The organism is Kitasatospora sp. NPDC043949 (genome assembly GCF_056435365.1).
The window spans coordinates 1-26,152 of record NZ_JBWKEQ010000085.1 but is presented as its reverse complement, the minus strand read 5'-3'; the positions used below and the strand labels follow the sequence as shown (position 1 = coordinate 26,152).

General features: G+C 74.2%; 20 protein-coding genes. 4 read left to right on the top strand and 16 right to left on the bottom strand.

Translation table 11 applies throughout. From position 1 onward, the window contains the following. Positions 1 to 145 precede the first annotated feature (145 nt). The 3 genes from ispG to dxr form a co-directional block, all read right to left on the bottom strand. Complete coding sequence (gene ispG, locus AC07AL_RS37150) at positions 146 to 1,306, bottom strand: flavodoxin-dependent (E)-4-hydroxy-3-methylbut-2-enyl-diphosphate synthase (RefSeq protein ID WP_363586514.1); 1,161 nt, start codon at positions 1,304 to 1,306, stop codon at positions 146 to 148. Positions 1,307 to 1,449: 143 nt separating this feature from the next. Further along, positions 1,450 to 2,754, bottom strand: coding sequence for a M50 family metallopeptidase (locus AC07AL_RS37145; protein WP_363586513.1), 1,305 nt, complete (start codon positions 2,752 to 2,754; stop codon positions 1,450 to 1,452). Between the two features lie 119 nt (positions 2,755 to 2,873). Beyond that, a complete protein-coding gene (gene dxr, locus AC07AL_RS37140; protein ID WP_363632052.1) occupies positions 2,874 to 4,103 on the bottom strand; it encodes a 1-deoxy-D-xylulose-5-phosphate reductoisomerase in 1,230 nt (409 codons plus the stop codon). 84 nt (positions 4,104 to 4,187) lie between these two features. Between dxr and AC07AL_RS37135 the strand changes: the two genes are divergently transcribed. Then, complete coding sequence (locus tag AC07AL_RS37135; protein ID WP_363586512.1) at positions 4,188 to 4,856, top strand: SDR family oxidoreductase; 669 nt, start codon at positions 4,188 to 4,190, stop codon at positions 4,854 to 4,856. A gap of 89 nt (positions 4,857 to 4,945) precedes the next feature. Here AC07AL_RS37135 and AC07AL_RS37130 read toward each other — a convergent pair whose 3' ends face one another. The 3 genes from AC07AL_RS37130 to AC07AL_RS37120 form a co-directional block, all read right to left on the bottom strand. Next, complete coding sequence (locus AC07AL_RS37130; RefSeq protein WP_063347635.1) at positions 4,946 to 6,388, bottom strand: aldehyde dehydrogenase family protein; 1,443 nt, start codon at positions 6,386 to 6,388, stop codon at positions 4,946 to 4,948. A gap of 214 nt (positions 6,389 to 6,602) precedes the next feature. After that, complete coding sequence (locus tag AC07AL_RS37125) at positions 6,603 to 8,168, bottom strand: PucR family transcriptional regulator (protein WP_363586511.1); 1,566 nt, start codon at positions 8,166 to 8,168, stop codon at positions 6,603 to 6,605. A gap of 153 nt (positions 8,169 to 8,321) precedes the next feature. Next, entirely contained in the window at positions 8,322 to 10,400 is a 2,079-nt protein-coding gene (locus tag AC07AL_RS37120) for a type IV secretory system conjugative DNA transfer family protein (protein WP_478319494.1), read from the bottom strand. A 240-nt stretch (positions 10,401 to 10,640) separates the two neighbouring features. On the opposite strand from AC07AL_RS37120, the gene gabT reads away from it, so the two are divergent. Then, the gene (gabT, locus tag AC07AL_RS37115; RefSeq protein WP_363586509.1) at positions 10,641 to 11,981 is read left to right on the top strand and encodes a 4-aminobutyrate--2-oxoglutarate transaminase; all 1,341 of its coding nucleotides are present in this window, start codon (positions 10,641 to 10,643) and stop codon (positions 11,979 to 11,981) included. A 490-nt stretch (positions 11,982 to 12,471) separates the two neighbouring features. Continuing rightward, on the top strand, positions 12,472 to 13,140 hold the full coding sequence (locus AC07AL_RS37110) for a phosphatase PAP2 family protein (RefSeq protein WP_400989464.1): 669 nt from the start codon (positions 12,472 to 12,474) through the stop codon (positions 13,138 to 13,140). Here AC07AL_RS37110 and AC07AL_RS37105 read toward each other — a convergent pair. Further along, positions 13,113 to 13,445, bottom strand: coding sequence for a DUF2218 domain-containing protein (locus AC07AL_RS37105; RefSeq protein ID WP_363586507.1), 333 nt, complete (start codon positions 13,443 to 13,445; stop codon positions 13,113 to 13,115). The two genes, AC07AL_RS37110 and AC07AL_RS37105, sit on opposite strands and share 28 nt — an antisense overlap. Positions 13,446 to 13,612: 167 nt before the next feature. Here AC07AL_RS37105 and AC07AL_RS37100 point away from each other — a divergent pair, with 167 nt between their 5' ends. Then, positions 13,613 to 14,245 carry a MarR family winged helix-turn-helix transcriptional regulator gene (locus AC07AL_RS37100; protein ID WP_400989466.1) on the top strand — a complete coding sequence of 211 codons (633 nt, stop codon included), beginning with the start codon at positions 13,613 to 13,615 and terminating at the stop codon, positions 14,243 to 14,245. A 79-nt stretch (positions 14,246 to 14,324) separates the two neighbouring features. Here AC07AL_RS37100 and AC07AL_RS37095 read toward each other — a convergent pair whose 3' ends face one another. From AC07AL_RS37095 to AC07AL_RS37055, 9 genes are all read right to left on the bottom strand, one after another. Beyond that, positions 14,325 to 15,053, bottom strand: a complete 729-nt coding sequence (locus AC07AL_RS37095) for a ZIP family metal transporter (RefSeq protein WP_363586539.1) — start codon at positions 15,051 to 15,053, stop codon at positions 14,325 to 14,327. Between the two features lie 334 nt (positions 15,054 to 15,387). Then, positions 15,388 to 17,103: a restriction endonuclease gene (locus tag AC07AL_RS37090; protein ID WP_400989468.1), complete on the bottom strand. Its 1,716-nt coding sequence runs from the start codon at positions 17,101 to 17,103 to the stop codon at positions 15,388 to 15,390. 114 nt (positions 17,104 to 17,217) lie between these two features. Continuing rightward, positions 17,218 to 19,125, bottom strand: a complete 1,908-nt coding sequence (locus AC07AL_RS37085) for a hypothetical protein (protein ID WP_363586504.1) — start codon at positions 19,123 to 19,125, stop codon at positions 17,218 to 17,220. A 270-nt stretch (positions 19,126 to 19,395) separates the two neighbouring features. Next, a complete protein-coding gene (locus tag AC07AL_RS37080; RefSeq protein ID WP_363586503.1) occupies positions 19,396 to 19,710 on the bottom strand; it encodes a cupin domain-containing protein in 315 nt (104 codons plus the stop codon). Between the two features lie 124 nt (positions 19,711 to 19,834). Further along, positions 19,835 to 20,491, bottom strand: coding sequence for a YigZ family protein (locus tag AC07AL_RS37075; RefSeq protein ID WP_400812052.1), 657 nt, complete (start codon positions 20,489 to 20,491; stop codon positions 19,835 to 19,837). 165 nt (positions 20,492 to 20,656) lie between these two features. Next, a complete protein-coding gene (locus AC07AL_RS37070) occupies positions 20,657 to 21,946 on the bottom strand; it encodes a DUF6986 family protein (protein WP_478319493.1) in 1,290 nt (429 codons plus the stop codon). A 137-nt stretch (positions 21,947 to 22,083) separates the two neighbouring features. Next, on the bottom strand, positions 22,084 to 23,685 hold the full coding sequence (locus AC07AL_RS37065) for a DUF2637 domain-containing protein (RefSeq protein ID WP_478319492.1): 1,602 nt from the start codon (positions 23,683 to 23,685) through the stop codon (positions 22,084 to 22,086). 201 nt (positions 23,686 to 23,886) lie between these two features. Beyond that, entirely contained in the window at positions 23,887 to 24,552 is a 666-nt protein-coding gene (locus AC07AL_RS37060) for a response regulator transcription factor (protein WP_063347646.1), read from the bottom strand. Next, positions 24,504 to 25,913: a sensor histidine kinase gene (locus AC07AL_RS37055; protein ID WP_478319491.1), complete on the bottom strand. Its 1,410-nt coding sequence runs from the start codon at positions 25,911 to 25,913 to the stop codon at positions 24,504 to 24,506. Before AC07AL_RS37055 ends, AC07AL_RS37060 begins: the two co-directional genes overlap by 49 nt. Positions 25,914 to 26,152 lie beyond the last annotated feature (239 nt).

The following is a 26,152-nucleotide window of genomic DNA, read 5'->3' as shown; positions in this document are numbered from 1 at the left end:
GCCACCCCCACCCCCCCCCCCCCAACCCCCCCCCCCCCCCCCCCCCCCCCCCCCCCCCCCCCCCCCCACCCCACACCCCCCCCCCCCCCCCCCCCCCCCCGCTTCCGGAAGACTGCGCGCGGCGCACCGCGCGGACCCTGCGTGGTCAGTCGGCCGCGACGACGGTCGGCGTACCGGCCTCGACGCCCGCCTCCTGCATCTGCTCGGCGAGCTTGAGCGCCTCCTCGATCAGGGTCTCGACGATCTTCGACTCGGGGACGGTCTTGATGACCTCGCCCTTGACGAAGATCTGGCCCTTGCCGTTGCCGGAGGCGACGCCGAGGTCGGCCTCGCGGGCCTCGCCCGGGCCGTTCACGACGCAGCCCATGACGGCGACGCGCAGCGGCACCTCCATGCCCTCCAGGCCGGCGGTGACCTCCTCGGCCAGCTTGTAGACGTCGACCTGGGCGCGGCCGCAGGACGGGCAGGAGACGATCTCCAGGCCGCGCTGGCGCAGGCCGAGCGACTCCAGGATCTGGTTGCCGACCTTGATCTCCTCGGCCGGCGGGGCGGAGAGGGAGACCCGGATGGTGTCGCCGATGCCCTCGGCGAGCAGCGCGCCGAAGGCGACCGCGGACTTGATGGTGCCCTGGAAGGCGGGGCCGGCCTCGGTGACGCCGAGGTGCAGCGGGTAGTCGCAGGCGGCGGCCAGCTGGCGGTAGGCGTTGATCATCACGACCGGGTCGTTGTGCTTGACCGAGATCTTGATGTCGCGGAAGTCGTGCTCCTCGAACAGCGAGCACTCCCAGAGCGCGGACTCGACCAGGGCCTCGGGGGTGGCACGGCCGTACTTCTCCAGCAGGCGCTTGTCGAGCGAGCCGGCGTTGACGCCGATCCGGATCGGCACGCCGGCGTCCCTGGCGGCCTTGGCGATCTCGCCGACCTTGTCGTCGAAGGCCTTGATGTTGCCCGGGTTGACGCGGACCGCGGCGCAGCCGGCGTCGATCGCGGCGAAGACGTACTTCGGCTGGAAGTGGATGTCGGCGATCACCGGGATCTGGGACTTCTTGGCGATGATCGGCAGCGCGTCGGCGTCGTCCTGGGTGGGGACGGCGACCCGGACGATCTGGCACCCGGATGCGGTGAGCTCAGCGATCTGCTGCAGCGTGGCGTTGATGTCCGAGGTCACGGTGGTGGTCATCGACTGCACCGAGACGGGAGCGTCACCGCCGACCGGTACGTTGCCGACCATGATCTGCCGGGATACACGGCGCTTGGCGAGCGGCTTGAGCGGCAGGGACGGAATACCGAGCGAGATCGCGGTCATGTGCGCAGGGTTCCCCGGGGTTGAGGTGTGGTCGACCGCCCGGCCAGTGGGACGGCCGAGGCCGGGCGCGCCTCGATCGCGCACCCGGCCTCCACGGTACGGCACGGCGCCGGACCCCAGCACACCCGCCGTACCCGAACGCTCTAGCTGATCTTCACCGGGTTCACCAGGTCGGCGACCATCACCAGCAGGGTGAAGCCGATGAAGACGCTGGCCACGACGTACGCCACCGGCATCAGCTTGGCGACGTCGAAGGGCCCGGGATCGGGCCGCTTGAACAGCTGAGCGAATCGGCGGCGGACCGATTCCCACACCGCGCCCGCGATGTGGCCGCCGTCCAGCGGGAGCAGCGGCAGCATGTTGAACAGGAAGAGCGAGAGGTTGATCCCGGCCAGCAGGTTGACGAACATCGCCACCCGCTGGCTGGCGGGCAGGTCCATGCTCACCAGTTCACCGCTGACCCGGGCGGCGCCGACCATGCCGATCGGCGAGTCCGGGTCACGCGGGGAGTCCCCGACCACGGCGTTCCACAGACCGGGGATCTTGCCCGGCAGCGCGGCCAGCGACTTCACCCCGTTCTCGGCCATGCCGACCATCCGGTCCAGCGACTGCCCGAAGCTCTGCTGGACGACCCCCTGCTTGGGGGTGAAGCCGAGGAAGCCGGCCTGCACGGTCTGGCCCTTGAGCGGCACGCCGTTGCCGTCGTACTTCTGCACGTCGTTGACGGCGATGACGGGCTTGAGGACGAGTTGCTGCCCGCCCCGGTCGACCAGGATCTCGACCTGCTGGCCGGCCGACTTCCGGATGTCCGCCTGGAGCTGGTCGTAGTCGCGGATCCGGTCCCCGCCGAAGGAGAGGACCTTGTCCCCCTGCCGCAGCCCCACCTCGTTGGCAGGGGTCTTGGGCGCGTCCGCGGGGCACACGTCGGTCGGCGAACCGGCCTTGACCACGCACTGGGCGACCGAGCCGATGGTCGGCACCGCCGTCGAGACGCCGAAGCCCATCAGGACCGTCAGGAACAGGCCGAAGGCCAGGACCAGGTTCATGAACGGCCCGGCGAACATGACGATGACGCGCTTCCACGGCTTGCGGGTGTAGAACAGCCGGTGCTCGTCGCCCTCCTGGAGCTCCTCGTAGGAGGCCTCCCGGGCGTCCTCGATCATGGTGCGCCAGGGGGAACTGCTGCGCTTGGTGATCCGGCCGTCCGCACCCGGCGGGAACATCCCGATCATCCGGATGTAGCCGCCCAGCGGGATCGCCTTGAAGCCGTACTCGGTCTCGCCCTTCTTCCGCGACCAGACGGTCGGGCCGAAGCCGACCATGTACTGCGGCACCCGGATGCCGAACAGCTTGGCCGTCGAGAGGTGGCCGAGCTCGTGCCAGGCGATCGAGACGAGCAACCCGACCGCGAAGACCAGGATGCCGACCACCGTCAAAACCATTGCCACCGCTGGCCCTCCGTCATGCCGCTCCGCTCGTCGTCTTGTCTTACCGCAGTCACGCCCGGCCGGACACCCGGTACGGGTACACCCGGCCGGAAACGGCCCACGCCGTCAACCCGCCGCCGTCAGCCCGCCGCCAGCTCGCGGGCCCGGGCGCGGGCCCAGTCCTCCGCGTGCAGGACGTCCTCGACCGTCAGGGAAGTTCCCGGCACGGGCGTGCCGTGCTCGGCGACGACCTTGGCAACAGTGTCCACGATTCCCGTGAAAGCGAGGCGCCCCTTCAGGAACGCCTCCACGCACTCCTCGTTGGCCGCGTTGAAGACCGCCGGCGCGGTACCGCCCAGGGTGCCCACCTCGCGGGCCAGCTCCACCGCCGGGAAGGCCTCGTCGTCCAGCGGGAAGAACTCCCAGGTCGCGGCCTTGGTCCAGTCGCAGCCGGGGGCGGCGTCCGGCACCCGCTCCGGCCAGCCCAGACCCAGCGCGATCGGCATCCGCATGTCCGGCGGGCTGGCCTGCGCCAGCGTCGAACCGTCGGTGAACTCCACCATCGAGTGCACCACCGACTGCGGATGGACCACGACCTCGATCCGGTCGAAGGGCACGTCGTACAGCAGGTGCGCCTCGATCACCTCCAGGCCCTTGTTCACCAGGGTCGCCGAGTTGATCGTGACCACCGGGCCCATCGCCCAGGTCGGGTGCGCCAGCGCGTCCTGCGGCGTCACCCCGGCCAACTGCTCACGCGTCCGGTTGCGGAACGGACCGCCGCTGGCCGTCACCACCAGCTTGCGGACCTCGGCCCGGGTGCCGCCCGCCAGCGCCTGGAACAGCGCCGCGTGCTCGGAGTCCACCGGCACGATCTGCCCCGGCCGCGCCACCGCCCTCACCAGCGGGCCGCCGACGATCAGCGACTCCTTGTTGGCCAGCACCAGCACCCGGCCCGCCCTCAGCGCGGCCAGCGTCGGCCGCAACCCGATCGACCCGGTGATGCCGTTCAGCACCGAGTGGCACTCCATCGCGGCCAGCTCGGTCGCCGCGTCCGGCCCCGCCAGCACCGCCGGCAGCGCAGCGCCCGCCGCCTTCGCCGCCAGCGCCGCGCGCAGCGCCGGCTCGGCCGCCGGGTCCGCCACCGCCACCGTGTGCACGCCCAGCCGCAGCGCCTGCTCGGCGAGCAGCTCCACCCGGCCGCCGGCCGCCGACAGGGCGACCACCCGGAACCGGTCCGGGTTGCGGAGCACCACGTCGATGGCCTGGGTGCCGATCGACCCGGTCGAACCGAGGATCACCAGCTCCCGGGGGCCGGAAGGGTCCTGCACGGTGGGCGTGAACCGCAGCTGCGGGTGGGCGAGCGAAGTCATGCGCCCATTGTGTCCTGCCCGGGGCCCCGCGCAGGACGCCTCCCGACAGGACGCCGGTCCGCGCCCCGGGCTACCGTCGGAGCCATGCGTACCGTCATCGCCGGGGGCCACGGACAGATCGCGCTGAAACTCGAACGGCTGCTCGCCGCGCGCGGCGAGCGGCCCGCCGGGATCATCCGCCGCCCCGAACAGGCCCGGGACCTCACCGACGCCGGCGCGGAACCGCTGCTGCTCGACCTGGAGTCCGCCACCGCCCCGCGACTCGCCGAACTGCTCGCCGGCGCCGACGCGGTGGTCTTCGCCGCCGGCGCCGGACCGGGCAGCGGCGCCGCCCGCAAGAACACCGTCGACCGCGACGCCGCCGTGCTGCTCGCCGACGCCGCCGAACTCGCGGGCGTCCGGCGCTACCTGATGGTCTCCTCGATGGGCGCCGACGCCCACGCCCAGCACCCCGCCGACGAGGTCTTCGAGACCTATCTGCGGGCCAAGGGCGCCGCCGACGACGCCGTCCGGGCCCGCACGGCCCTGGACTGGACGGTGCTGCGCCCCGGCCGCCTCACCGACGGCCCCGGCACCGGCCTGGTCCGGCTCGCCGCCTCGGTCGCGCGCGGCGCCGTGGACCGGGCCGACGTCGCCGCCGTCCTCGCCGCGCTGCTGCGCGCACCGGGCACGGCCGGGCAGACGCTGGAGCTGGTCGCCGGCGACACCCCGGTCGAGGAGGCCGTCTCCGTCGCGGGCGGACACAACGGCTGACACGGGCGGACACGACGGCTGGGCCGACCGGGCCCCGGAACGGGCGAAGGGCCCGGTCACCGGACCGGGCCCCTCACTCACGGGTTCGCTCAGAGGTCGAGGCCGCTGAGGACCAGGACCTTCTCGACCGTGTAGTCGTCCATCGCGTACCGGACGCCCTCACGGCCGACGCCGGAGTCCTTGACGCCGCCGTACGGCATCTGGTCGGCGCGGTAGGACGGCGCGTCGCCGATGATCACACCGCCGACCTCCAGCTCCCGGTGGGCGCGGAAGGCGGTCTGCAGGTCGTGCGTGAACACGCCCGCCTGAAGGCCGAACGCCGAGTCGTTGACGGCCGCGAAGGCCTCGTCCACACCGTCCACCCGGTGCAGCGACAGGACCGGGCCGAACACCTCGGCCTTGGCCAGGATCGCGTCCGCGGGCAGCTCGGCCAGCACGGTCGGCGCGTAGGTCGCACCCTCGCGGCCCCCGCCGGCGAGCACCTTGGCGCCCTTGGCGACCGCGTCGTCCACCCAGGACTCCACCCGCTTCGCGGCGTTCTCGTCCACCAGCGGGCCGACGTCCGTCGCGTCGTCGTTCGGGTCACCGGTGACCTGGGCCTTGACCTTGGCCACGACCTTCTCCACCAGCGCGTCGTACACCGACGCGTCGGCGATCACGCGCTGCACCGAGATGCAGGACTGGCCGCCCTGGTAGTTGGCGAACATCGCGATCCGGGTGGCCGCCCAGTCCAGGTCGGCCTCCGAGGACCAGTCGGCGAGCACCACGGCCGCGGCGTTGCCGCCCAGCTCCAGGGTGCAGTGCTTGCGCGGCACCGAGTCCATGATCTGGTAGCCGACCTTGTCCGAACCGGTGAACGAGATCACCGGCAGGCGCTCGTCCTGCACCAGCGCCGGCATCCGGTCGTTCGGCACCGTCAGGATGCTCCACGAACCGGCCGGCAGGTCGGTCTCGGCCAGGATCTCGCCCAGCACCATCGCCGACAGCGGCGTCGCCGGGGCCGGCTTCAGGATGATCGGGGCACCGACCGCGATCGCCGGGGCGACCTTGTGGGCGACCAGGTTCAGCGGGAAGTTGAACGGGGCGATCCCCAGCACCACACCGCGCGGGAAGCGGCGCACCACCGCGAAACGGCCCACGCCGCCCGGGTCGGTGTCCAGCCGCATCGTCTCGCCGTTGGTCCGGCGGGCCTCCTCGGCCGCCCAGCGGAAGACCGACACCGCGCGGCCGACCTCACCACGGGCCCACTTGATCGGCTTGCCGTTCTCCGCGGTGATCAGCTGGGCGAGCTCCTCGGTGCGCTCGGCCAGGCGCTTGGCCACGTGGTCCAGCGCGGCCGAACGGACGTGCGCCGGGGTGGCGGCGAACACCGGCAGCGCGGCGACGGCGGCGTCCAGCGCCTCCTCGACCTGGGCCTCGGTCGGGATGCTCACCTTGCCGACCAGACGGCCGTCCCAGCTGTTGTGCACCTCGAAGTCGGCGTCGCCGCTCGCCCGTCGGCCGGCCAGCCAGAAATCGTACGTGGTGGTCACCGTGGTACCGGCCCTCTCCTCGTCGTCATCGGGCCCACGGGTGTGGGACCCGAACCCGAGGGTAGGTGGGCCGGCGCACCGACCGGATTGGCCGACTCGGAGCGTTCGCCCCCGACGCTGCTCCATCCCGTCCAGGGCCTCCCGGGCTGAGCCCGGACGGGGCCCGGTCCGGTGCGGCCCGGTGCGGTGCGGCTCTGTGCGGCTCGGGTGCGACCTACTCCTCGCCGGAGCGCAACGCCAGCCACAGCTCCATCCGCACGTCGGTGTCGTCCAGCGAACGCCCCAGCAGCTCCTCGACCCGCCGCATCCGGTAGCGCAGCGTGTGCCGGTGCACCCCGAGATCGGCCGCCGCCGCGTCCCACTGCCCGTGCCGGGACAGCCACGCCCGCAGCGAGGCCACCAGATCGCCGCGGGCCGTCCGGTCGTGCTCGCGCAGCGGCCGCAGCAGCCCCTCGGCGAACGCCGTCACCGCGTCCTCGCCGAGCAGCGGCAGCAGCGACCCCGCACCGACCTCCTCGTGGTCCACCGACCGCCGGCCACCGCGCAGCGCCACCGCCAGCGCCCGCTCGGCCTGCGCGTGCGCCGTCCCCGCGTCCTCCAGCGCGGCCGGCGCCGACACGCCCAGCGACAGGCCCTCGTGCTCCTCCACCGCACCCAGACAGGCCCGGTGCACCGCCCCGTTGTCCAGCGCCAGCACCATCAGCCGCGCCCCGTGCGCGCCGTCCTCCCGCGCCACCAGCAGCTTCTCGCCCACCCGGGCACCCGCCTGCTCGGCCCGGTCCCCCAGCTCCCCGAGCGCCTCCGCGGCCTCCGCGTTCGGCCCGGCCCCGGCCACCAGAACCCGTATCGTCCCCTCCGGCATACCGCCGAACAGCCCCACCGCCACCTGGCGGGCCGTCGCCACCTCGCCCGCCAGCACCATCCGCAGCAGCGCCGCGCCCATCCGCTCCTCGGCCTGGCGCAGCTCGCGCGAGCGCTCCAGCGTCAGGGTCAGCAGCGCCACCGCCGCGTTCAGCACGTACCGCTCGGTCGGGGTGATCCGGTCCTCGGTGCCCACCGCCAGGAAGCCCCGGGCCCGCCGGTCCGCCCCCAGCGACTGGACCACCACGTAGTCCTCGTCCGCCGTGTCGATCCCCGGCGCCCGCCCCTGCAACGCGGCGCTCGACGGCGCCGGACGCCGGCGCAGCCGGTCCACCTCCGCCGCCAGCCGCCCCGCCCGGCGCGCCGCCCAGTCCGGCGCCACCACCGACAGCGCCCCCGAGCCGTCGTACAGCGCCGCCCAGCCGCCCAGCCGGGCCGCCAGCCGGCGCACCACCGCCGTCGTACCGTCCTTGCCCAGCGCGGCCCGGGTCAGCTCCTCCTGCGCCTCGAAGGAGGTCGTCACCGCCTCGTACTGCTCCGCGGCCAGCGCCGCGGACACCACCTTGCTGATCGCGATGAACGGCGTCGGCTCCGGCACCCGCAGCAGCGGCAGCCCCCGCTGCGCGGCCGCGTCCACCAGCGGCTGCGGCACCTCCGTATGCGACAGCCCCACCCCCAGGCCCAGCCCCACCACCCCGGCATCGGCCAGCCGGTGCACGTACGCCTGCAACTGGGCCGCCGTACGGCCCAGCTTGATCCCGGTGGTGAGCAGCAGCTCGCCACCCTCCAGGAACGGCGTCGGGTCGTCCAGCTCGCTGGTGTGCACCCAGCGGACCGGCCGCTCCAGGTGGTCCGCGCCGGCGAGGACCGTCAGATGGAGCGAACTGTTGCGGACAACGGAGGCGAGTGTGGGGGGCATGGCACCTTCGGGGGATCGACCTGACCGCGCCGTTGCGGCCGGGCGAGGAGAGGGCAATGGGACAAGTGAGAGTCTCTCCCCCTCATTATGGACGCTCCGGACAACCGGCACTGCCGAATCCACCGTGACGGCGAGCTTCCGCCCCTCGCCCCGTCAGCCCCGAAGATCCACCAGCAACGGCGGCACCTGCTCCCCCGACACCGCGGTCAACGACACCACCGCGTGCCCCGCCGGCAGCGCGTGCGCCAGATCCGACGGCGACCAGCGCAAGCGCTCCACGTCCCGCGTCGTCACCGACTCCGTCTGCGCCGCCGTCCCCGACAACGCCCGCCGCCCCAACCGCCCGGCCCGCCGCACCACGCCGCCCGAGGTGTCGGGCGTGTGGGTCACCGCGGTCTCCTGCACCAGGTGCGTCCCCCAGGCCTCCGAGAACAGCCGGCCGTCCCACGGCGCGATCCCCGGGAACGCCATCCGGCAGCCGACCGCGCCGAACAACGGCGCCCGCAGCGCCTCCGGCAGATCCACCAGCGTGCGCAGCAGCAGCACCGCGCCCGCGTTCGCCCCCCGCATCCGCTGCACCCCGCGCACGGCGGTCGCGTCCAGCGCCGCCGAGGCGTCGTCCACCACCAGGCCGGCGAACAGCGAACGGTCCGTACGGGCCCCCGCCGCCTGCACGAACTGCCCCACCACCAACCGGGACAGCATCCGCGCGGCCTCCGGATGGCTGCGCTCCGGCAGCTTCACCCGCACCCGCAACGGATGGTCCAGCACCCGCATCGCGAACGGGGGCCGCCCGGTGCCGTCCGTCGCGAAGGCGCCCTCGAAGGCCGGCCGGTCCAGCAGCGCCAGCCGGTCCGCCAGCAGCGCCCCGGGATCGTCCGCCCGGCCGCGCTGACGCTCCCGGTGCTCCAGGTCCCGCTCGTACACGGCCAGCCGGCCCGCCACCCCGAGCGCCTTCACCAGGGCCGCCAGCACGTCCGGCTCACCGGCCAGCAGCGCCCGCAGCTCCCGCACCCCCGGATAGCGGGCGTACGCGGCGTGGAACGGGCCCACCACCTGCTGCAGCGCCGTCCGGGCGTTCTCCGCGCGCGCCGTCAACTCGTCCGGCAGCAGCGCCTCGGCCAGCCGGGCGGCCGCCTCGTCCGGATCCTGCGCCGCACCGTAGAGGTCCAGCCCGTACACCGACGCCGGATCACCGGGCGCGATCACCACGTCGTACCAGGCGTCCGGGCCGAGATCCGCGTCCGCCGCCCCCACCACCACCACGCACGCGGTGCCGGCCAGCGCCTGCAGACACAGCGCCTCCGCCACCGGCCGCGCCAGCCGCGCCGTCTTCCCCGTCCCCGCCGGACCCACCGCCAGCAGCGACGTGCCCAGCAGCGCCGGATCCAGCGCGAAACCGGCCGCCCGATGACTCAGCGGGTTCTTCGGCACGTCCTGGGCGGTCCCGAGGCAGACCTGGCCCAGCAGCAGATCGTGCCGCTCACCCCGGTCCGCCAGCTCCCGCGACTCCGAAGGGTGCGCGAAGGCCGCCCCACCGCGCGCCACCACCTGCTCGACGAAGGCCGGCACGAACGCCGGATCCGCCTGCGCCGACTCCCACGCCCGCTGGATCCGCACGTAGTCGACGTCCCCGACCGCCTCCCGCTCCAGCCGCCCCGCCGCCTCGGCCGCCCCGCCCTGCCGCAGCCCGCCCCACGGGTCCAGCCGCCGCACCACCTGGGCCACCGCCACACCCTCCTCCGCGGGCTGCTCCTGCGTCACCGCCCGCGACAGCAACGGCGACACGTACCGCCGCCACACCTCGGGCCAACGGCCCATCCGGCCGAAGAGCTTGATGACGACGCCGATCACCAGGACGTTCAGGGTGAGCACGACCGACGTCGCCACCAGCGCCGATTTCGACGGGAGGACGCCGATCATCGTCGTCCCGGCCTCCGCGAGTTCGACACCGTAGACATAGACCAACCACCCCACCACCGCGTTGAGTCCCGCCCGCAGGAGCAGCGGCCAGGCCGCGACCTGGGCCGCCTCCGCCCGCTCCGGGTCGATGGGGCGGTAGCCCAGCCGGTAGACGCCGGGTTCGGCTTCCGGGCGCGGGGCCGCGGCCCAGGTGGGGAGGTCGAAGGCGGGGGCCCCGTCGGTGCGGGTGCCGGGCCGCTGGTGCGGCATGGGGGCCGGGGGTCTGGTGGTGGTCCGATCGGTGTGGTGGTGTGCCCCGTCGTGCGCCATGTACGGCCCCGCTCCCTCGCCCGCCCGGCCCGATCGCCGTCGGTGCCGCCATACCCATGCCGCCGTACCGGCGACACGCCCGCGCTCAATGTAGTGGAGCGGGGCCTGCTGGTAGTCGCACCACCCGCGCTGGCCGTGCCGGACAAGTCGGACGGCTCAGTGCTACCGAGTGGCGCATGCCCGGCCGGGGAGGGCGGCCGTAGCCTGCGAAGCACCGAGCCGAGAAGTCTGGAGAACACCATGAGCGCCGCAACGCCGCTCCCGCAGGAGCGCCGCCTGGTCACCGCGATCCCCGGTCCGAAGTCGCAGGAGCTGCAGGCCCGCAAGCTGGGTGCGGTGGCGGCCGGTGTCGGCACCACCCTGCCGGTGTACGTGTCCCGTGCCAACGGCGGCGTGCTGGAGGACGTGGACGGCAACTCGCTGATCGACTTCGGCTCCGGCATCGCCGTGACGAACGTCGGCAACAGCGCCGAGGCCGTGGTGGCGAAGGCGAGCGAGCAGCTGGCCGCCTTCACCCACACCTGTTTCATGGTGACCCCGTACGAGGGTTACGTGGCGGTCGCCGAGCAGCTGAACGAGCTGACCCCGGGTGACCACGACAAGCGCACCGCGCTGTTCAACTCGGGCGCCGAGGCGGTCGAGAACGCGGTGAAGGTGGCCCGCGCCTACACCAAGCGCACCGCCGTCGTGGTGTTCGACCACGGCTACCACGGCCGTACGAACCTGACCATGGGCCTGACGGCGAAGAACATGCCGTACAAGCAGGGCTTCGGCCCGTTCGCCCCGGAGATCTACCGGGTGCCGGTGGCCTACCCGTACCGCTGGCTGACGGGTGCGGAGAACTGCGCCGCCGAGGCCGCCGCGCAGGCGATCGAGGTCATCAACAAGCAGATCGGCGCCGAGAACGTCGCCGCGATCATCATCGAGCCGATCCAGGGCGAGGGCGGCTTCATCGAGCCGGCCAAGGGCTTCCTGCCGGCGATCGTGGAGTACGCGAAGGCGAACGGCATCGTGTTCGTCGCGGACGAGATCCAGACCGGTTTCTGCCGTACCGGCCAGTGGTTCGCCTGTGAGGACGAGGGCATCGTCCCGGACCTGATCACCACCGCGAAGGGCATCGCCGGCGGTCTGCCGCTGGCGGCGGTGACCGGTCGCGCCGAGATCATGGACGCCGCGCACGCGGGCGGTCTGGGCGGCACCTACGGCGGCAACCCGGTGGCCTGTGCGGCCGCGCTGGGCGCCATCGAGACGATGAAGGAGCAGGACCTCAACGGCAAGGCGCAGCGGATCGGCGAGATCATGCTGGGCCGCCTGCGGGCGATGCAGGAGAAGTTCGACATCATCGGCGAGGTCCGCGGCCGCGGCGCGATGATCGCCGTCGAGCTGGTGAAGCCGGGCGGCAAGGAGCCGAACGCGGAGGCCACCGCGGCCATCGCGAAGGCCTGCCACGCCGAGGGCCTGGTGGTGCTGACCGCCGGCACCTACGGCAACGTGCTGCGCTTCCTGCCGCCGCTGGTCATCGCGGAGCACCTCCTGGCCGAGGGCCTGGACATCCTGGAGGGCGCTTTCGCCGCCGTCTGAGCGGTGTCGCCCGTCAGGTCGTGAACCCCCTCCGGAGGGTTGTCCGGACAGCGCTGAACGGCCCGTGGGGACCTCTGGTCCTCGCGGGCCGTTCGGTTGTCACCGGCCGGTCGGACGGGCCCGCCGCCCGGTCGGGCCAGGTCGTCGGGACTCCCGGAGGGCCGCCCGGGGCGGGGTGAAGATGATGTGGGGGATCGCTGAAGGCGCTCGGCGCGGAAAGGCTGTTGACGTAGTGTCATCGCAGATGGACAGCGAGCCGCAGCCATGGGCGGAGCCGCCTGCGGGGTCGCCCCCGACGGCGGGTCCGCATGCGTGCCGCGAGGACGACCAGGCCGCCCCGGGAGGGGTGGCACCCACCGAAGACCGATCGACCGACCGTCCGACCCACACCCCCCGGGGCGCACGGAACGGCGATCATCAGAGCCGCCCCGGAGCTCTCCCCCCTGCTCCGGGGCGGCTGTCCGGCGTTCCGGGCCGGGTGGCCCGCTCGGTGGCCGTGCCGCTGACGGCGGCGGTCGTCCTGCTGCTGGTGTCGTGGCAGGTGGCGGTGGACGGCCCGCTGCTCGGATGGGACCGCGCGGTCCGCGGAGCCGTCCGGACCGCCCACCGGGACCACCCCAGCGCGCTGCTGGACCAGCTGGGCCAGATCCTGTCCGACCTGGGCGACAGCGTGCCCGCGATCCCGGTGCTGCTGGCGGCCGGCGTGCTGGCCGCGTGGCGGTGGCGCCGGACGGGGGCGGCGGGGCGCTGGTGGCTGCCGCTGCCGGTGGCGGCGCTGACCGCCGGACTGATCCCGCTGCTGGTGGTGCCGGCCAAGGCCGCGTTCGCCCGGCCGGGGCCGCTCGGTGATCCGCTGACGCCGGAACAGTGGGGCTGGTACCCGTCCGGGCACACCGCCACCGCGTCGCTCTCGTACGGGGTGGCGGCGCTGCTGCTGGTGCGGGTGGCGGGACCGTGGGCGGCGCGCCTGCTGACGGCGGCCGCGGTGCTGCTGGCGGTGGGCGTCGGCGCGGGGCTGGTGTGGAGCGACTTCCACTGGCTGCTGGACGTGGTGGCCAGCTGGTGCCTGGCCGCCCTGGTGCTGTGGGGGCTGGCCCGGCGACTGCCCCGGCCGGGCGGCGGGGGCGGCGGTCAGGCCTCGGGGTCGTCGTTGCGGTGAACGAGGCCGGTCTCGCCGTTGTCGCGGTGCCATTCGATGACGAGTTCGTCGCGGGCGCCGAAGCGGACGAGGTGGCGGCCGACGACGTCCTCCAGGCCGGGCAGGTTCTCCCGCTCGCCCTCGACGGTGAGCAGCAGCGCGTCGGGCCGGGCTTCCAGGGTGGCGGTGCCGGCGCCGAAGACCAGGGTGCCGCGGCCGGTCTCCTCGGAGAAGGTGGCCTCGATCTTGCGGCCCATGTGGGCGGCGAGCTGCTTGGCGTAGCGGACGGGGCGGTCGGTGGTGACGCGGGCTTCGGAGCGGGGCACGGGCCCTCCAGGATCCGGGGAGGGAACTTAGGGTCCCCTCAGTTGGGGCTACGCTAACCCAGATACTGAGCCAAGCTCAACATTTTTCTCCGGGCGCCGTCCGCTGTCGGCCACCGGCCCCGGACCGGCCGATACCCTGGGGCGGACGCCTGCCGAGGAGACCGCCGATGACCACCACGCCGACCGACCCGGCGGACCCCTCCCCCGGCCCGCCCGGCGCCCCTGCCGAGGCGGCCGCCTCGGACACCGCAGGCTCGGGCACCACGGCTTCGGACACCACCGCCTCAGACGCCACCGCCTCAGACGCCACCGCCTCGGACACCGCCGCCGAGCTGGCCGACACGATGACCAGGGCGATCAAGCGGATCCGTCGGCAGACCGGGCGGCAGTTGGAGCCGTACGGCATCACCCCCGGCCAGGCCCGGGCGCTGAACACCCTGGCCCACGCGCCCGGCTGCGAGCTGCCGGACCACCCGATGCGGCTGAGCGACCTGGCCGAGCGGCTGCACATCGCCCCGCGCTCGGCGACCACCGTGGTCGACGCGCTGGAGGAGGCCGGCCTGGTCGAGCGCAGGCCCGACCCGGCCGACCGGCGGGCGGTCCGGATCCTGCTGACCGAGGCGGGCCGCGCAGCGGTCGAACGGATCGGGCAGGTCCGGCACGAGGTGGCCCAGGAGTACTTCGGCGAGGTCAGTCCCGACGAGCAGGAAGTGCTGCTACGAGTGCTGCGCGCCGCCGAGGCCCGCTTCCTCGCAGCCGGTCCACCACCGCGGACGGCGCCCCCGGGCGCGGCGCGGTGATGCGGGAGCGGTCGGCGGCGCCGGGCGGTCCGCCGCGTCAGGCCCCGTCCCGTCCTGCCCTGGCCCTGCCGAGCCAGGCCTAGTTGGCGAGGCCGATCACCAGCCACATGAACCCCACCCCGGCGACGGTGCAGAGCAGGGTGCTGCGGGAGGGGTGCGGGCTGTGTGCCTCCGGGAGGATGTCGGAGGTGGCCAGGTAGAGCAGGAACCCGGAGAAGAAGCCGAGGTAGAGGCCGAGCAGGTGCTCGGGGATGGTGAAGGCCAGGGTGATCGCGGCGCCGGACACCGGGGCCAGCGCGTCCGCCGCGAGCAGCGCCAGCGCCCGCCGCCGGTTGTTCCCGTAGAGCCGGGTGATCGTGTACGTGTTGAAGCCGTCGGCGAAGTCGTGGGCGACGACGGCGATGGCGACGACCGTTCCGACCGTGGTGCCGGCCTGGAAGGCGGCGCCGATCGCGAAGCCGTCCATCACGCTGTGCCCGACCAGGGCCAGCGCGGCGGTCAGGCCGACGCCCTGGCGCCCGGCGTGGTGGGCGTGCGCGTGCTGGTGGCCGTGGGTGTGCTCGGCGTACTCGCTCTCGTGGCCGCGGTGGATGGCGACCGCGCGTTCGACCACGTGGATGGTGAGGAAGCCGACCGCGAACATCAGCAGCGCCTGCGGCACACCGTGTACCTCGTCCGGTGCCTGGCGCATGGCCTCGGGCAGCAGGTCGAAGGCGACCACGCCGAGCATGAGGCCGGCGGCGAAGCCGAGCACGAGGTGGCGGCGGTCACCGGTTCGCTGGGCGACGAAGCCGCCGATCAGGGTCATCAGGAACGCCCCGGCGGCGACCAGGACGGCGGTCACCGGGCCGCCTCCGGGTGGGTCGATCCGCCGTGCGGGCGCCGGCGGGTGCCGCCGTGTGGTCTGCCGGGCGCTCTGCCCATTCCTCTCCCCCTGGGGTCCGCCCGTGGCCGGGCCGACCGCCGACCGTATCGGACGACCGTTCGACGGTGATCGCCCGGGGTGCCGCTGCTCCGCCGGTGCCCGTTCCCCAGCCTCGGGTCGGGTGCGGGGGCGCGCCCGCCGGGCGGTCCGTCGGGGTGAGCTGCGAAGACGGGGACGGGGACGAGGACGAGGGTGGGGGCGGGGACCGGAGGTGGGGTCAGCGGCCGGCGGCGAGGGGCAGGCCGAGGTGGGTGCGGGCGAGTTCGCTCACGCCGTCGCCGTCGACCAGGTGGATGTGCCGGTGGCTCTCCTCGCCGGTGAGGTCGAGGGCCTCGTCGGCGAAGCGGCCGGTGGTCAGCCGCAGGCCGCGCTCGGCGGACTCCTCCTGAACGGCCTCGGCCAGGGTGGCGATCTCCTCCGCGCTGACCGGCGTGGCGCCCCGGGAGGCCCAGACCACCCAGCGGCCGGGCAGAGCGCTGCCCGGGGCCCCCTCGCCGGTGGCGACCAGTCCGGCCGGGCCGCGCAGCCGCACGCTCCACTCGGCGAGCCCGCCGCGGGTGAGCAGGTCGCGCACCAGCTGGGCGAACTCGTTCGCGGACAGATCGGGTGCGGCCGGTACGGCGGCACCCGCCTGCGCGGCGGGCTGCACGCCCACGCGGCCGTACGGGTCCGGGGTGACGGCGGCGCCGAGCTGGCGCAGCCGGACGAGCGCCTCGTCCTGCTCGGCGTCGGCGTAGACGCCTTCGTCGTCGCGCTCCTCGTACGGGGTGGCGGGCGGCAGCAGCCGGGTGCGGGCCAGTGCGTCGCGGTCGGCGTCCACGCTGACCAGGCAGAGCGGCTCGGCGGCGCCGGGCTCGCGCAGCCAGCCGTTGAGCACGACGCCCGCGAGTATCTCGTCGGTGTCGACGGCGTCGGCGGCCTGGAGGGCGCGCAGGGCGAGCCGGGCGACCAGGCGCAGATAGTCGGTGGCCCGGTCCGCCGGCGGGCGCGGGACCGGGACGATGTCGCCGTCCGGGGCGAGCCGGTAGCCGGTGAGCGAGGGCACCAGGTCGAGCGGCGGCAGGTCGAGGTCCAGCACGGCGGTGCGGGTGAGCGGGCGGAAGACCGCCCGGCAGGGGGCGGGCAGGTCCTGGGTGGCGGTCTCGGCGGCGGCGAGCGCCCGCTCCAGCAGAGACTCCACGGCGGCCGGCTCGGACAGCCGGTAGGCCCGCCGGCACTCCTCCAGGCTCTCGTTGTATTCCCGCACGGCGCGGGCCCGGGCCTCCTCGGCCGCCTCGTGGACGCGCCGGGACTCGTCGGCGGCTGGGTTGCCGGCCTCGGCCCGGCGGGTGCGCCACTCGCGCAGGGAACGCTGGTGGGCCAGCCGGGCCTGGGCGAGTTCGCGCTGGTAGCCGGAGTCGAGCAGGCGGCGGGCCGGGGCGCCGTCGGGGTCGGCGGTGGCCGGCCCGGCGGGCGCGAAGTCCGCCCAGCGGGGCTCGGCCTCACTGCCGGTCTCCGGCCCGTCGGCCGGGTAGGGGCGGGGCTCGTAGTGGCGCAGCTGGCTCTCGAAGTCCATGGCCGAGACGGGCAGTGCGGCCCGCCGGAGCAGGTCGGCCAGCCGGTCGTGCTCGGCCTGGACGGTGAGCGTGCGGTGGTGGGTCAGGGCGGCGGCCCGGCCGTGGGCGGCGATGGACTCCTCGGGCTCGGCCGGGCCGTCGCCGGACGCCGCACCACCGGACGTGCCGTCATCGGACACGTCACCACCGGACGCACCGTCATCGGGCATGACGTCACCGGACGTACCGGGGGCGGCCGGGCCGGGGCCAGCGGCGTCCGGGTCCAGGCCCTGCCCCTGGTCGGTGTTGAGCTCTCTGAAGACCGAGGCGAGGAAGCCCGGCCGGGGGAACTGGACGGTGGCGGTGCCGTCGGGCTGGCCGTCTGCTGAGTGCTGCATCGGTCGTCGTTCCCCCATGCTCGTCCGGCGCCTGCCCGGGGCGGCCGGCGACCCTGCGGCCCGCCCCTGCCGGACATTGTCCACCGAACGGGCGGCAGTGGTCAGCCCAGCCTCTCAGTTGGTCCGGGTGTTGGTCAGGTGCAGGCCGATGTAGCCGACATAGATCCGGCCACTGCCCGAGCAGTCGTCGAGGTAGTGCAGCCGGGGCGCGGTACGGCCGCCGCCGATCCGCAGGTGTGCGCCCATGAAGGCGCGCCGGGAGGCGTCCACGCTCTCCGGGACGGGCAGCATCCGTTCGCGCTTCCACTTGGTGTGACTGAACACCGTCCGGGACTCCCCGCGCACCGCCTTGCGGGGCGGGAAGTGGTGGCAGCCCTCCGGGGTGTGCTCGCACCACTGTTTGAAGTCGCCGCCGGCCGCGCCGCGGACCGCCGCCTCGGCGTACTCCTGAAGGGCGGTCAGCCCGTCCCAGGCGAGCCGGGCCCAGCCCGCGCCGGAGCACCGGAGCCCGTCCAGGGCGAGCGCGTTCTTCTGGTCACCGGTGAAGGTCAGCAGCGGGAACTCGTCGATCCTGGCCATGAGTTCGGTGAAGGTCTCCGGCTTCGCGGGCCGGGCGGACGGCTTGGCGGCGAAGTGCCCGGCGGCGCCCTGGAGGATGCAGTGGCGCCCGGTGAGGGCGCGGGAGCCGGCCCGTACGTGGCCGTCCCGGCTGTCCCGACCGTCGTGGCGCTCGCGGAGCTCCGGACGGTCGCGGCCCTCATGACCCTCGCGGCCGTCCTGCTTGTCCCGGTTCTCCCGACCCACGCGGTTGTCCCGGCGCTCGTGGCGCAGGGTGCGCCGGACCCGCTCCAGCTCGTCGGCCCTGGCCTGCTGCTCGGCCCGGTCCTGCTGCTCCTCCCGGACCAGCGCGGCCAGCTCGGCGCGGGCGACGGCCGGGTCCCCAGCCGGGCTGACGGCCGCGCGGGGAGGCGCCGGGGCGACCCGCAGCACCGGGACGGCCGCCAGCGGGGGCGGCAGCGGCAGGTCGGCGGCGAGCCGGCGCGGCTCGCGGGCGAGCAGCCCGGCCGCACGGCGGATGTCCTGCTCTATTCGCCCCCGGGCGAGCACCGGGTGCCGGGCGCCGTCGCACCGGGAGGCGGGGTCGACCTCGGGCAGGTAGGTGCGCACCGCTCCGCCGTAGACGCTGTGGTACTCCAGCGCGACGTTGAACCCCGTCCGGGCGCCCGGGTCCAGGACGTAGGCGGTGGCCAGGCCGGGCAGCTGGTGGCAGAGCGGGCGGACGACGTCCTCGACCCAGCGGTCGAGCGGGAGGTTCACCGGGACGCTGGCGACCACGACGGGCAGCCGGCGCTCCGGGTCGCAGAGCTCGTCGATCAGGCCGTCGACCTCGCCGGCGGTGATCACCCGGGGAGCCGGGTGGACGGCGGCCGGGCCGTCGGTGGCGTCGAGCAGCGGCAGGAGGGTGCGGGCGAGTTCGGGCACCGGCACCCGGCAGGGGGTCCGCACGCCGTTGCCGGTGCTGTGCGTCTCGGCCTCCAGCCGGACCCAGGTGGGGCCGTCGGCCCCGGTGGCCACGGTCAGGGTGAGCTGCTGGGTGCCGTGCGGGGTCGGGGTGCGCAGGCGTCGGCGGTCGTAGCGGCCGGCGGCCGGGCCGCCGCGCAGCGGGCCCCGGTCTCGGTCGAGCAGGACGCGGTCGCCCAGGCGCAGTCGCTCGGCGGCGGGGGCCGATCGGGACTGCGCCGGTCCGGACGTCGTCAGTCCAGGGGGCGTCAGTTCGGGCGGTTCCGGTCGGCTTGGAGCCGTCCCCGTCGAGGCCGATCCGGCCGGGGGCGGCCCGGTGAGGGCGCGGGGAGCCGGCGGGGGCTCCTCGCAGCCTTCCTGTTTCAGCCAGGCGGCGAGCTGCTCGTCAGCCAGGGCGACGGCCTCGCGGTGCGGGAGGGTGGTGGTGACGGTCATCCGGTAGGGCGTCGCGGGGCCGGTCAGGTCGGCGCCGGCGGGCGACGAAAAGCGGTCTGAGGTCATGCGCATACCTCCGTGGTGCGGGGTGGGGTCTGGTGTCCTCCATCGATGGGTTATTCGTCCGGTTCGGCCGGATCCTTGCCCAGGAAACGCCACGGCCCGGAGCGGAAGTTCCAACTCCGGGCCACGTCAATACGTTCGGGTGAATCTGCTCAAGCCGCGCACCGCGTGGCGCGGCTCCCGGTCCGACCCGCCCTCATCGCCGGGCGGCGGGCGACAGGCGACGGGCGACGAGCGACAGCACCGGAGCGGCCCTGCTCGGACATCGGCGGGTCAGGCCTCGGCGGGCCGGGCACCGCTGCGACTCCACTCGGGCTCCGCGACCGGCACCGCCAACGCGCAACCGGCCGGGGCGGCGTAGCTCGCGATCAGCACCACGGGCTCGTCCCCGAGGTTGCGCCCCACGTGGACGTGGACCGGTCCGGCCTCCTCGACCAGCGAGTCCCCGGCCCGGCTGACCTCGACCCGGCCGTCGTGCAGGGTCCGGGTCAGCGTCCCGGACAGCACCACCACGTCCACCCGGCCCGGGTGGTAGTGCCAGCCGGTGCTGGCCCCCGGCGGCAGGGTGACGGTCTGGACGACGGGCATCTCGGGGCGGCTTCCTGCTCGACGACCGGACCAGGCTAGGCACGCCCCGCAAGGCTCCGAAACGGATCGGCCGCGATCTGGCCGAATAGGTGGCCGAAAGCGCCGCCGCCCGTCTGCTCCGGCATCAGACCGGCACCTCGACGTACGTCCGGCCGGCCGGGACCGCGACGGCGGTACCGCCGGTCGCCTCGGCCAGCCAGGCGTGGAAGGCCGACACCTCCGGCTGCGGTACGCCCACCTCGATCCGCACCCCGGCCGGTTCGTAGGCCAGGTCGCTGACCGTGTACCCGGCCGCCCGCAGGTCGTTCTCCACCCGCCCCGCGCGCACGTGGTCGGCCGTCACCGCGAGCAGCGCCACCGGCCGCCGCTCCAGCAGACCGACCTCGTCCACCGCCTCGGACACCGCGTTCCCGTACGCCCGCACCAGGCCGCCCGCGCCGAGCTTGATGCCGCCGAAGTACCTGGTCACCACGGCGGCGGTGTCGGTCAGGCCGCGTCGGCGCAGCACCTCCAGCATCGGCACCCCGGCGGTGCCGCCGGGCTCGCCGTCGTCGCTGGAACGCTCGCGGCGCTGCTCGTCGCCGACCACGAAGGCGGTGCAGTTGTGCCGCGCGTCCCAGTACTGCTTGCGGATGCCGGCGATGAAGGCCTGCGCCTCCTCCTCGTCGGCGACCCGGGCGAGGTGGCAGATGAACCGGGACTTCTTGATCTCGGTCTCGTGACTGCCGGCCCGCCGGATGGTGAGGTACGGCCTGGCGGTCGGTTCCGGCGTGGCGGACATGACGCGGTGGTTCTCCCGGAAACGGCGACGGCTGGCGGCGCACACCCCGGGCGTCCCGGGGCGGCACCGCCAGCTTAGGGCGTGTCTTGTGGGTCAGGTCGGTCCCGGCCTGACCCACAAGACACGCCACAGGCCCTGGCCGGGCTTCGTCGGCCGGTCGCGGGGTCAGCGCCCGGCCAGGGCGTCCAACCGGGCGCGGTCCAGGCCGGTCAGCGCGGTGACCTCGGCCGGGTCGACGGCGCCGCAGTCCAGGCCGCGCAGCAGGTAGCCGCTGAGCGCCCGGGCGGTGGCCGGCTCGTCCATCACGTCGCCACCCGCCTTGGCGACGTACGCGGCCAGCCGGGCGGCGGCGGCCGCCAGGCCCTCGCGGTAGAAGGAGTACACCGCGACGTAGCGGGTCGGCAGGTGCGCCGGGTGCATGTCCCAGCCCTGGTGGTAGGCGCGGGCCAGCGAGCGGCGGACCAGGTCGTGGTGGAGCTTCCAGGCGGCGTGCACCTGTTCGGTGGAGCCGGTCGGGATGACGTTGGTCGAGCCGTCGGAGAGCCGGACGCCGGTGCCGGACGCGGCCACCTGCATGACCGCCTTCGCGTGGTCGGCGACCGGGTGGTCCATGCTCTGGTGGGCCGCGCTGACGCCGCAGGAGGCGCTGTAGTCGAAGGTGCCGTAGTGCAGCCCGGTGGCGCGGCCCTCGGCCGCCTCGATCATCCGGGCCACGGTGGCCCGGCCGTCCGGGCCGAGGATGGCCTGGGTGGTCTCGATCTGGATCTCGAAGCCGATCCGGCCGGCGGGCAGCCCGGCACGGCGCTCGAAGTCCTCCAGCAGCCGGACCAGCGCGGTGACCTGCTCGGCGTAGGTCACCTTGGGCAGGGTGAGGACCAGGCCGTCCGGCAGGCCGCCGCCGGCCAGCAGGGTGGCCAGGAACAGTTCCAGGGTGCGGATGCCGCGGTCGCGGACGGCCGCCTCCATGCACTTGATCCGGATGCCGAGGTACGGCGGTGCGGTGCCCTCGGCCACGGCGGCGGCGACCAGTTCGGCGGCGCGGACGGCGGCGGCGTCCTCCTCGGCGTCCGGGCGGGGTCCGTAGCCGTCCTCGAAGTCGATCCGCAGGTCCTCGACCGGCTCGCGCTCCAGCTTGGCGCGGACCCGGGCGTGCACGTCGGCGAGCAGTTCGTCGTCGGCCACGCCGAGGGCACGGGCCAGCTCGGCGGGGGTGCCGGCGTGGGTGTCGAAGGCCTCCAGGGCCTGGCGGCCCCACTCCCTTACGGTGTCGACGGCGAAGGCGTCGGCCGGGACGTAGACGGTGTGCACCGGCTGCCTGGTCCCGGTGTCGCCGGGGTAGCGGCGCGCCAGGTCGGCGTCGACCGGGGCGAGCAGCGCCTCCACGGCGGCGCGGGCGGCGGCGGAGAAGGAGGCCCCGCCCGTCGGTCCGTTACCGTCGACCTCGACCTGCGACATCCGCACTCCTCCACGCCGGACCAGCACTTCAACAGTTTGTTGAGGCGAAGGTAGCTCCGGTCGGACCGGGCGTCAATGGCCGACCGAGCGGTGGGCGGAGGAGCATTCGACGGAGCGTCCGGCCGAGGCGGCCCGGGTCAGTCCCTCCCGGCGGCGGCGTAGCGGTCGCGCAGCTGCGGGTAGAGCTCGGCGACGTCCTTGGGGTGGACCGAGCCGTCCGGGCGGTTGCCGGTGACGCCGTACTGCTTGGTCAGCCACTCGGCGAGGCGCTGTGGGTCGGGCTGGTGCTCGTGGTTGTCCATGTAGCTGACCAGGGCGTCATAGGCCAGGTCCGGATCCAGCCGGGACGGAGCCGAGCGGGGCGCGGACTCCTCGTCGTGGACGGGGAACTGCTCGGCCGCGACGAACTCCTCGCCGTGGACGGGCTGCTCGGCCTGAGCAGGCTGCCCGGCCGGGACGGGCTGCCCGGGGTGGCGGGGCTGCGGCTCGGCGGCGAGCCCCGCCGCCTGAGCGACCTGGGCCTGGGGCTGCTGCGGGAGGACCGGCTCCTCGGCGACCGGGCGCGGGGGCTTGAACCACGGCGAGGCCTGGCCGGGCACCCGCCCGCCGGGGGCGGCGTCGGACGGGTGGCCCGTGGTGCGCACCGGGCGCTCGGTCCACACGTTCAGCTCCTCGCGGTGCGGCTGCGGGGCCTCCTGCGCCACTCCGTCCGGCTCCTGCGCGGCGCGCAGCCGGACGGCCGCCAGCTTCGCCAGCATCGGCGCGGCCACCTCGGCGGACATCGGCGCGACGGCGACCGGAGCCGGGGCCGGGGCCGGTTCGGGCTGGGGTTGGGTCTGGGCCTGGGGTTGGGTCTGGGCCTGGGGTTGGACCTGCTGTATCTGCTGCGGCTGCTGGACCGGCTCCGGGCGGGCCGAAGCGGGAGCCGGGGCGGCGGCGACGGGAGCCGCGGGCGCGGCGGCCTCGGCCTGGGCGATGGCCGTGGCGGCGCGGCCGTCCTGCCGCTGGAGCTCCAGCGCCTCCTTCTCCGCCAGAACCTCCCGAGCCTCGCGCTCGCGCGCCTCCTCGTCCAGACGGTCGAACAGCGTCGGGTCCAGCGGCACCCCGTACTTGGCCAGCTTGAGCGGCAGCAGGGCCTGGATCGGCGCCGAGCGGCGCCAGCCGCGGCCGTACCGGAAGCGCAGTTGCGCCCGGTAGACCAGGCGGTTCTGCTCCAGCCGGACGACCTCGTCGTAGGAGCGCAGCTCCCAGAGCTTCATCCGGCGCCAGAGCTTGAAGGTCGGCACCGGGGAGAGCAGCCAGCGCATCACCCGGACCGAGTCCATGTGCCGGTCGGCCGTGATCGCCGCGATTCGGCCGACCGCGTGCCGGGAGGCCTCGACCACGACCACGAAGAGCACCGGGATGACGGCGTGCATCCCCATGCCAAGTGGATCGCCCCAGGAGGCGGCCGCGTTGAAGGCGATGGTGGCGACGGTCAGCACCCAGGCGGTCTGCCGCAGCATCGGGAAGGGAATCCGCAGCCAGGTCAGTACCAGGTCGAGCGAGAGGAGCACGACGATGCCGGCGTCGACGCCGATCGGAAAGGCGTAGGAGAAGGCCCCGAAGCCCTTCTCCTGGGCCAGTTCGCGCACCGCGTTGTACGAGCCCGCGAAGCCGATGCCCGAAATGATGCAGGCGCCGGCCGCGACCAGGCCGAGCAGGCCCCGATGGGCCTTGGTGAGCGTTGGGCGTGCCATTACGTCTATCAACCCCTGGATGTCGGCTGCTGCCGTACGCTGCCTCGGCTGCCGGTTCCCGCTTGTCGGGGCGCCGGACGGCTGAGCGACCTCCGGGCTCGGCCCACCGGAGTTTACTCGTACACCTGTTTCAGCGTTTCCGCAGCCTGGCGTGTCACCGTCCGGGGCTGACGACCGGCCCGCCGTGGACCGGGCGGATCGTCAGCCCTTCGGCCCGGCCGTTCCGTTGAGGTAGGTCAGCACCGCGAGCACCCGGCGGTTGGCGTCCTCGGCCGGGGCCAGTTCGAGCTTGGTGAAGATGTTGGCGATGTGCTTGGCCACCGCGCCGTCGCTGACCGCCAGGCGGGCGGCGATCGCCGAGTTGGAGCAGCCCTCGGCCATCAGCTCCAGTACCTCGCGCTCGCGCGGGGACAGCCGCAGCAACGGGCCGGGCCGACGCGAGGTGATCTGCATCAGCTTCGCGATCACGTCCGGGTCCATCGCCGTTCCGCCGGCCGCCACCCGGCGGACCGCGTCGATGAACTGGTCGGCGTTGAACACCCGGTCCTTCAGCAGGTATCCGATCCCGCCGGTGCCGTCGGCCAGCAGTTCCCGCGCGTACAGCTGCTGGACGTGCTGCGACAGCACCAGCACCGGCAGGCCCTGGATCTCCTTGCGGGCCTTCAGCGCCGCCTGCAGCCCCTCGTCGGTGAGCGTCGGGGGCAGCCGGACGTCGACCACGGCCACGTCCGGCCGGTGGGTCAGCAACGCCTCCAGCAGTTCGGGGCCCGTCTCCACGGCCGCGGCGATGGTGAAACCGTGCGCTTCCAGCAGTCGGATCAGGCCTTCGCGAAGGAGGTAGAGGTCCTCGGCGAGGACAACTCGCACGGCAGCTCCAAGGTGATGGTGGTCGGACCGCCCGACGTGCTGTCGATGGCGAGGACACCGTCGAAGGTACCCAATCGCCGCTCGATCCCGCGCAGGCCGGTGCCCCGCGACGGATCCGCCACGCCCACCCCGTCGTCCGTCACCGTGATCCGCAGGAGCCCGGCCCGGTACAGGATGTCCACCCACACCTGCTCCGCCCCGGAGTGCTTGGCCGCATTGGCCAGCAGCTCGCAGATGCTGAAGTAGGCCGCCGCCTCCACCGGCGCCGGCGGACGGTCCGGCAGGCTCACGCACACCTCGGTCGGCAGGGCGCTGTCCAGCGCCAAGGCGCGCACGGCGTCGCCCAGTCCACGCTCGGCGAGCACCGGTGGGTGAATGCCGCGGACCAGGTCCCGCAGTTCCTGGAGCGCCCGGGCCGAGGACTGCCGCGCCTCGGAGAGCAACTCCCGAGCTGCTGCCTGATCGGTGTCCATCAGGTGCTCGATCGTGCCCAGCGTCATCCCTATCGCGACCAGTCGCGCCTGCGCGCCGTCGTGCAGGTCCCGCTCGATCCGCCGCAGCTCCGCCGCCTGGTCGCCGACCGCGTCCGCCCTGGTCTCGGTCAGCTCGGCCACCCGCCTGGTCAGCTGGGCGTGCGTCGCCCGGCCGTCCTGGTCCAGTACCCGGCGGGCCACCTCGGCGTACCCGCGCACCGCGTACGGTGCCACGAGCGCCCCGACCGCAACCATGCCGAGCCCGAGCGCGGCGCTCAGCAGGACCGACACCAGGCGCGCGGGCACCGGCCCGAACCCGTCCACAGGCAGCGGTGTCAGGATGCAGGCCACGCCCAGCACCATCAGGACGGCCACCGGACCCGCCAGCGCCACCACCAGGGCGGGGCTGATGGCCAGCCAGGCCACCTCCGACCGGGTGGTCCGGTCCCGGGCGCCCCAGTGCAGCAGTTGCGCGTACTTCGCGACCGTCCGGGAACGGTGGTACGAGTAGCCCGTCCACCAGTGCCCGCGTTCGTCCAGCTCCAACGCGGGCCGGGGCTGGTACACGGCCGGCAGGCGGATGCCGTACCAGCGCTCCAGCTGCTGGCGCGTCCGGCTCGCCGTCCGGCGCACGAACAGGACCGCCACCAGGGCGCCGGCGACGGCCGCCACCGCGAGGCCGAACAGGACCACCGGGTAGTAGGAATCCTGGAAGACCGAGGCCGTGACCCCACCTGCCGCCACCGCCGCTCCCACCGGCAGCACCAGCCCCGGCACCGCGCCCACCACCAGGAGGGCCAGCCGCACCAGCCCCTGGCCGCCCGACGCGACGGCCGCCTCGGCCTGCGCGCGCACGGTCACGCCGCTCGTTCGACTCGCTGTTGCCACGGAAACTCCTGATGCCGGTCTCGATCGTCCTCCACAAGTGTTCACGAACGACCCGCTCCAGGCACTGGCCATGCCACCCCAATTGCGAGGTGGTCCTAGCACCACCTGCGGGTGGACATAGCCCGAGCGGATTGTTGAGATTATCCGGAAATGCAGAGAACCCCCATCCGGTTTCCCGGATGGGGGTTCTCTGTGAATGATTGTTCGGCGGCGTCCTACTCTCCCACAGGGTCCCCCCT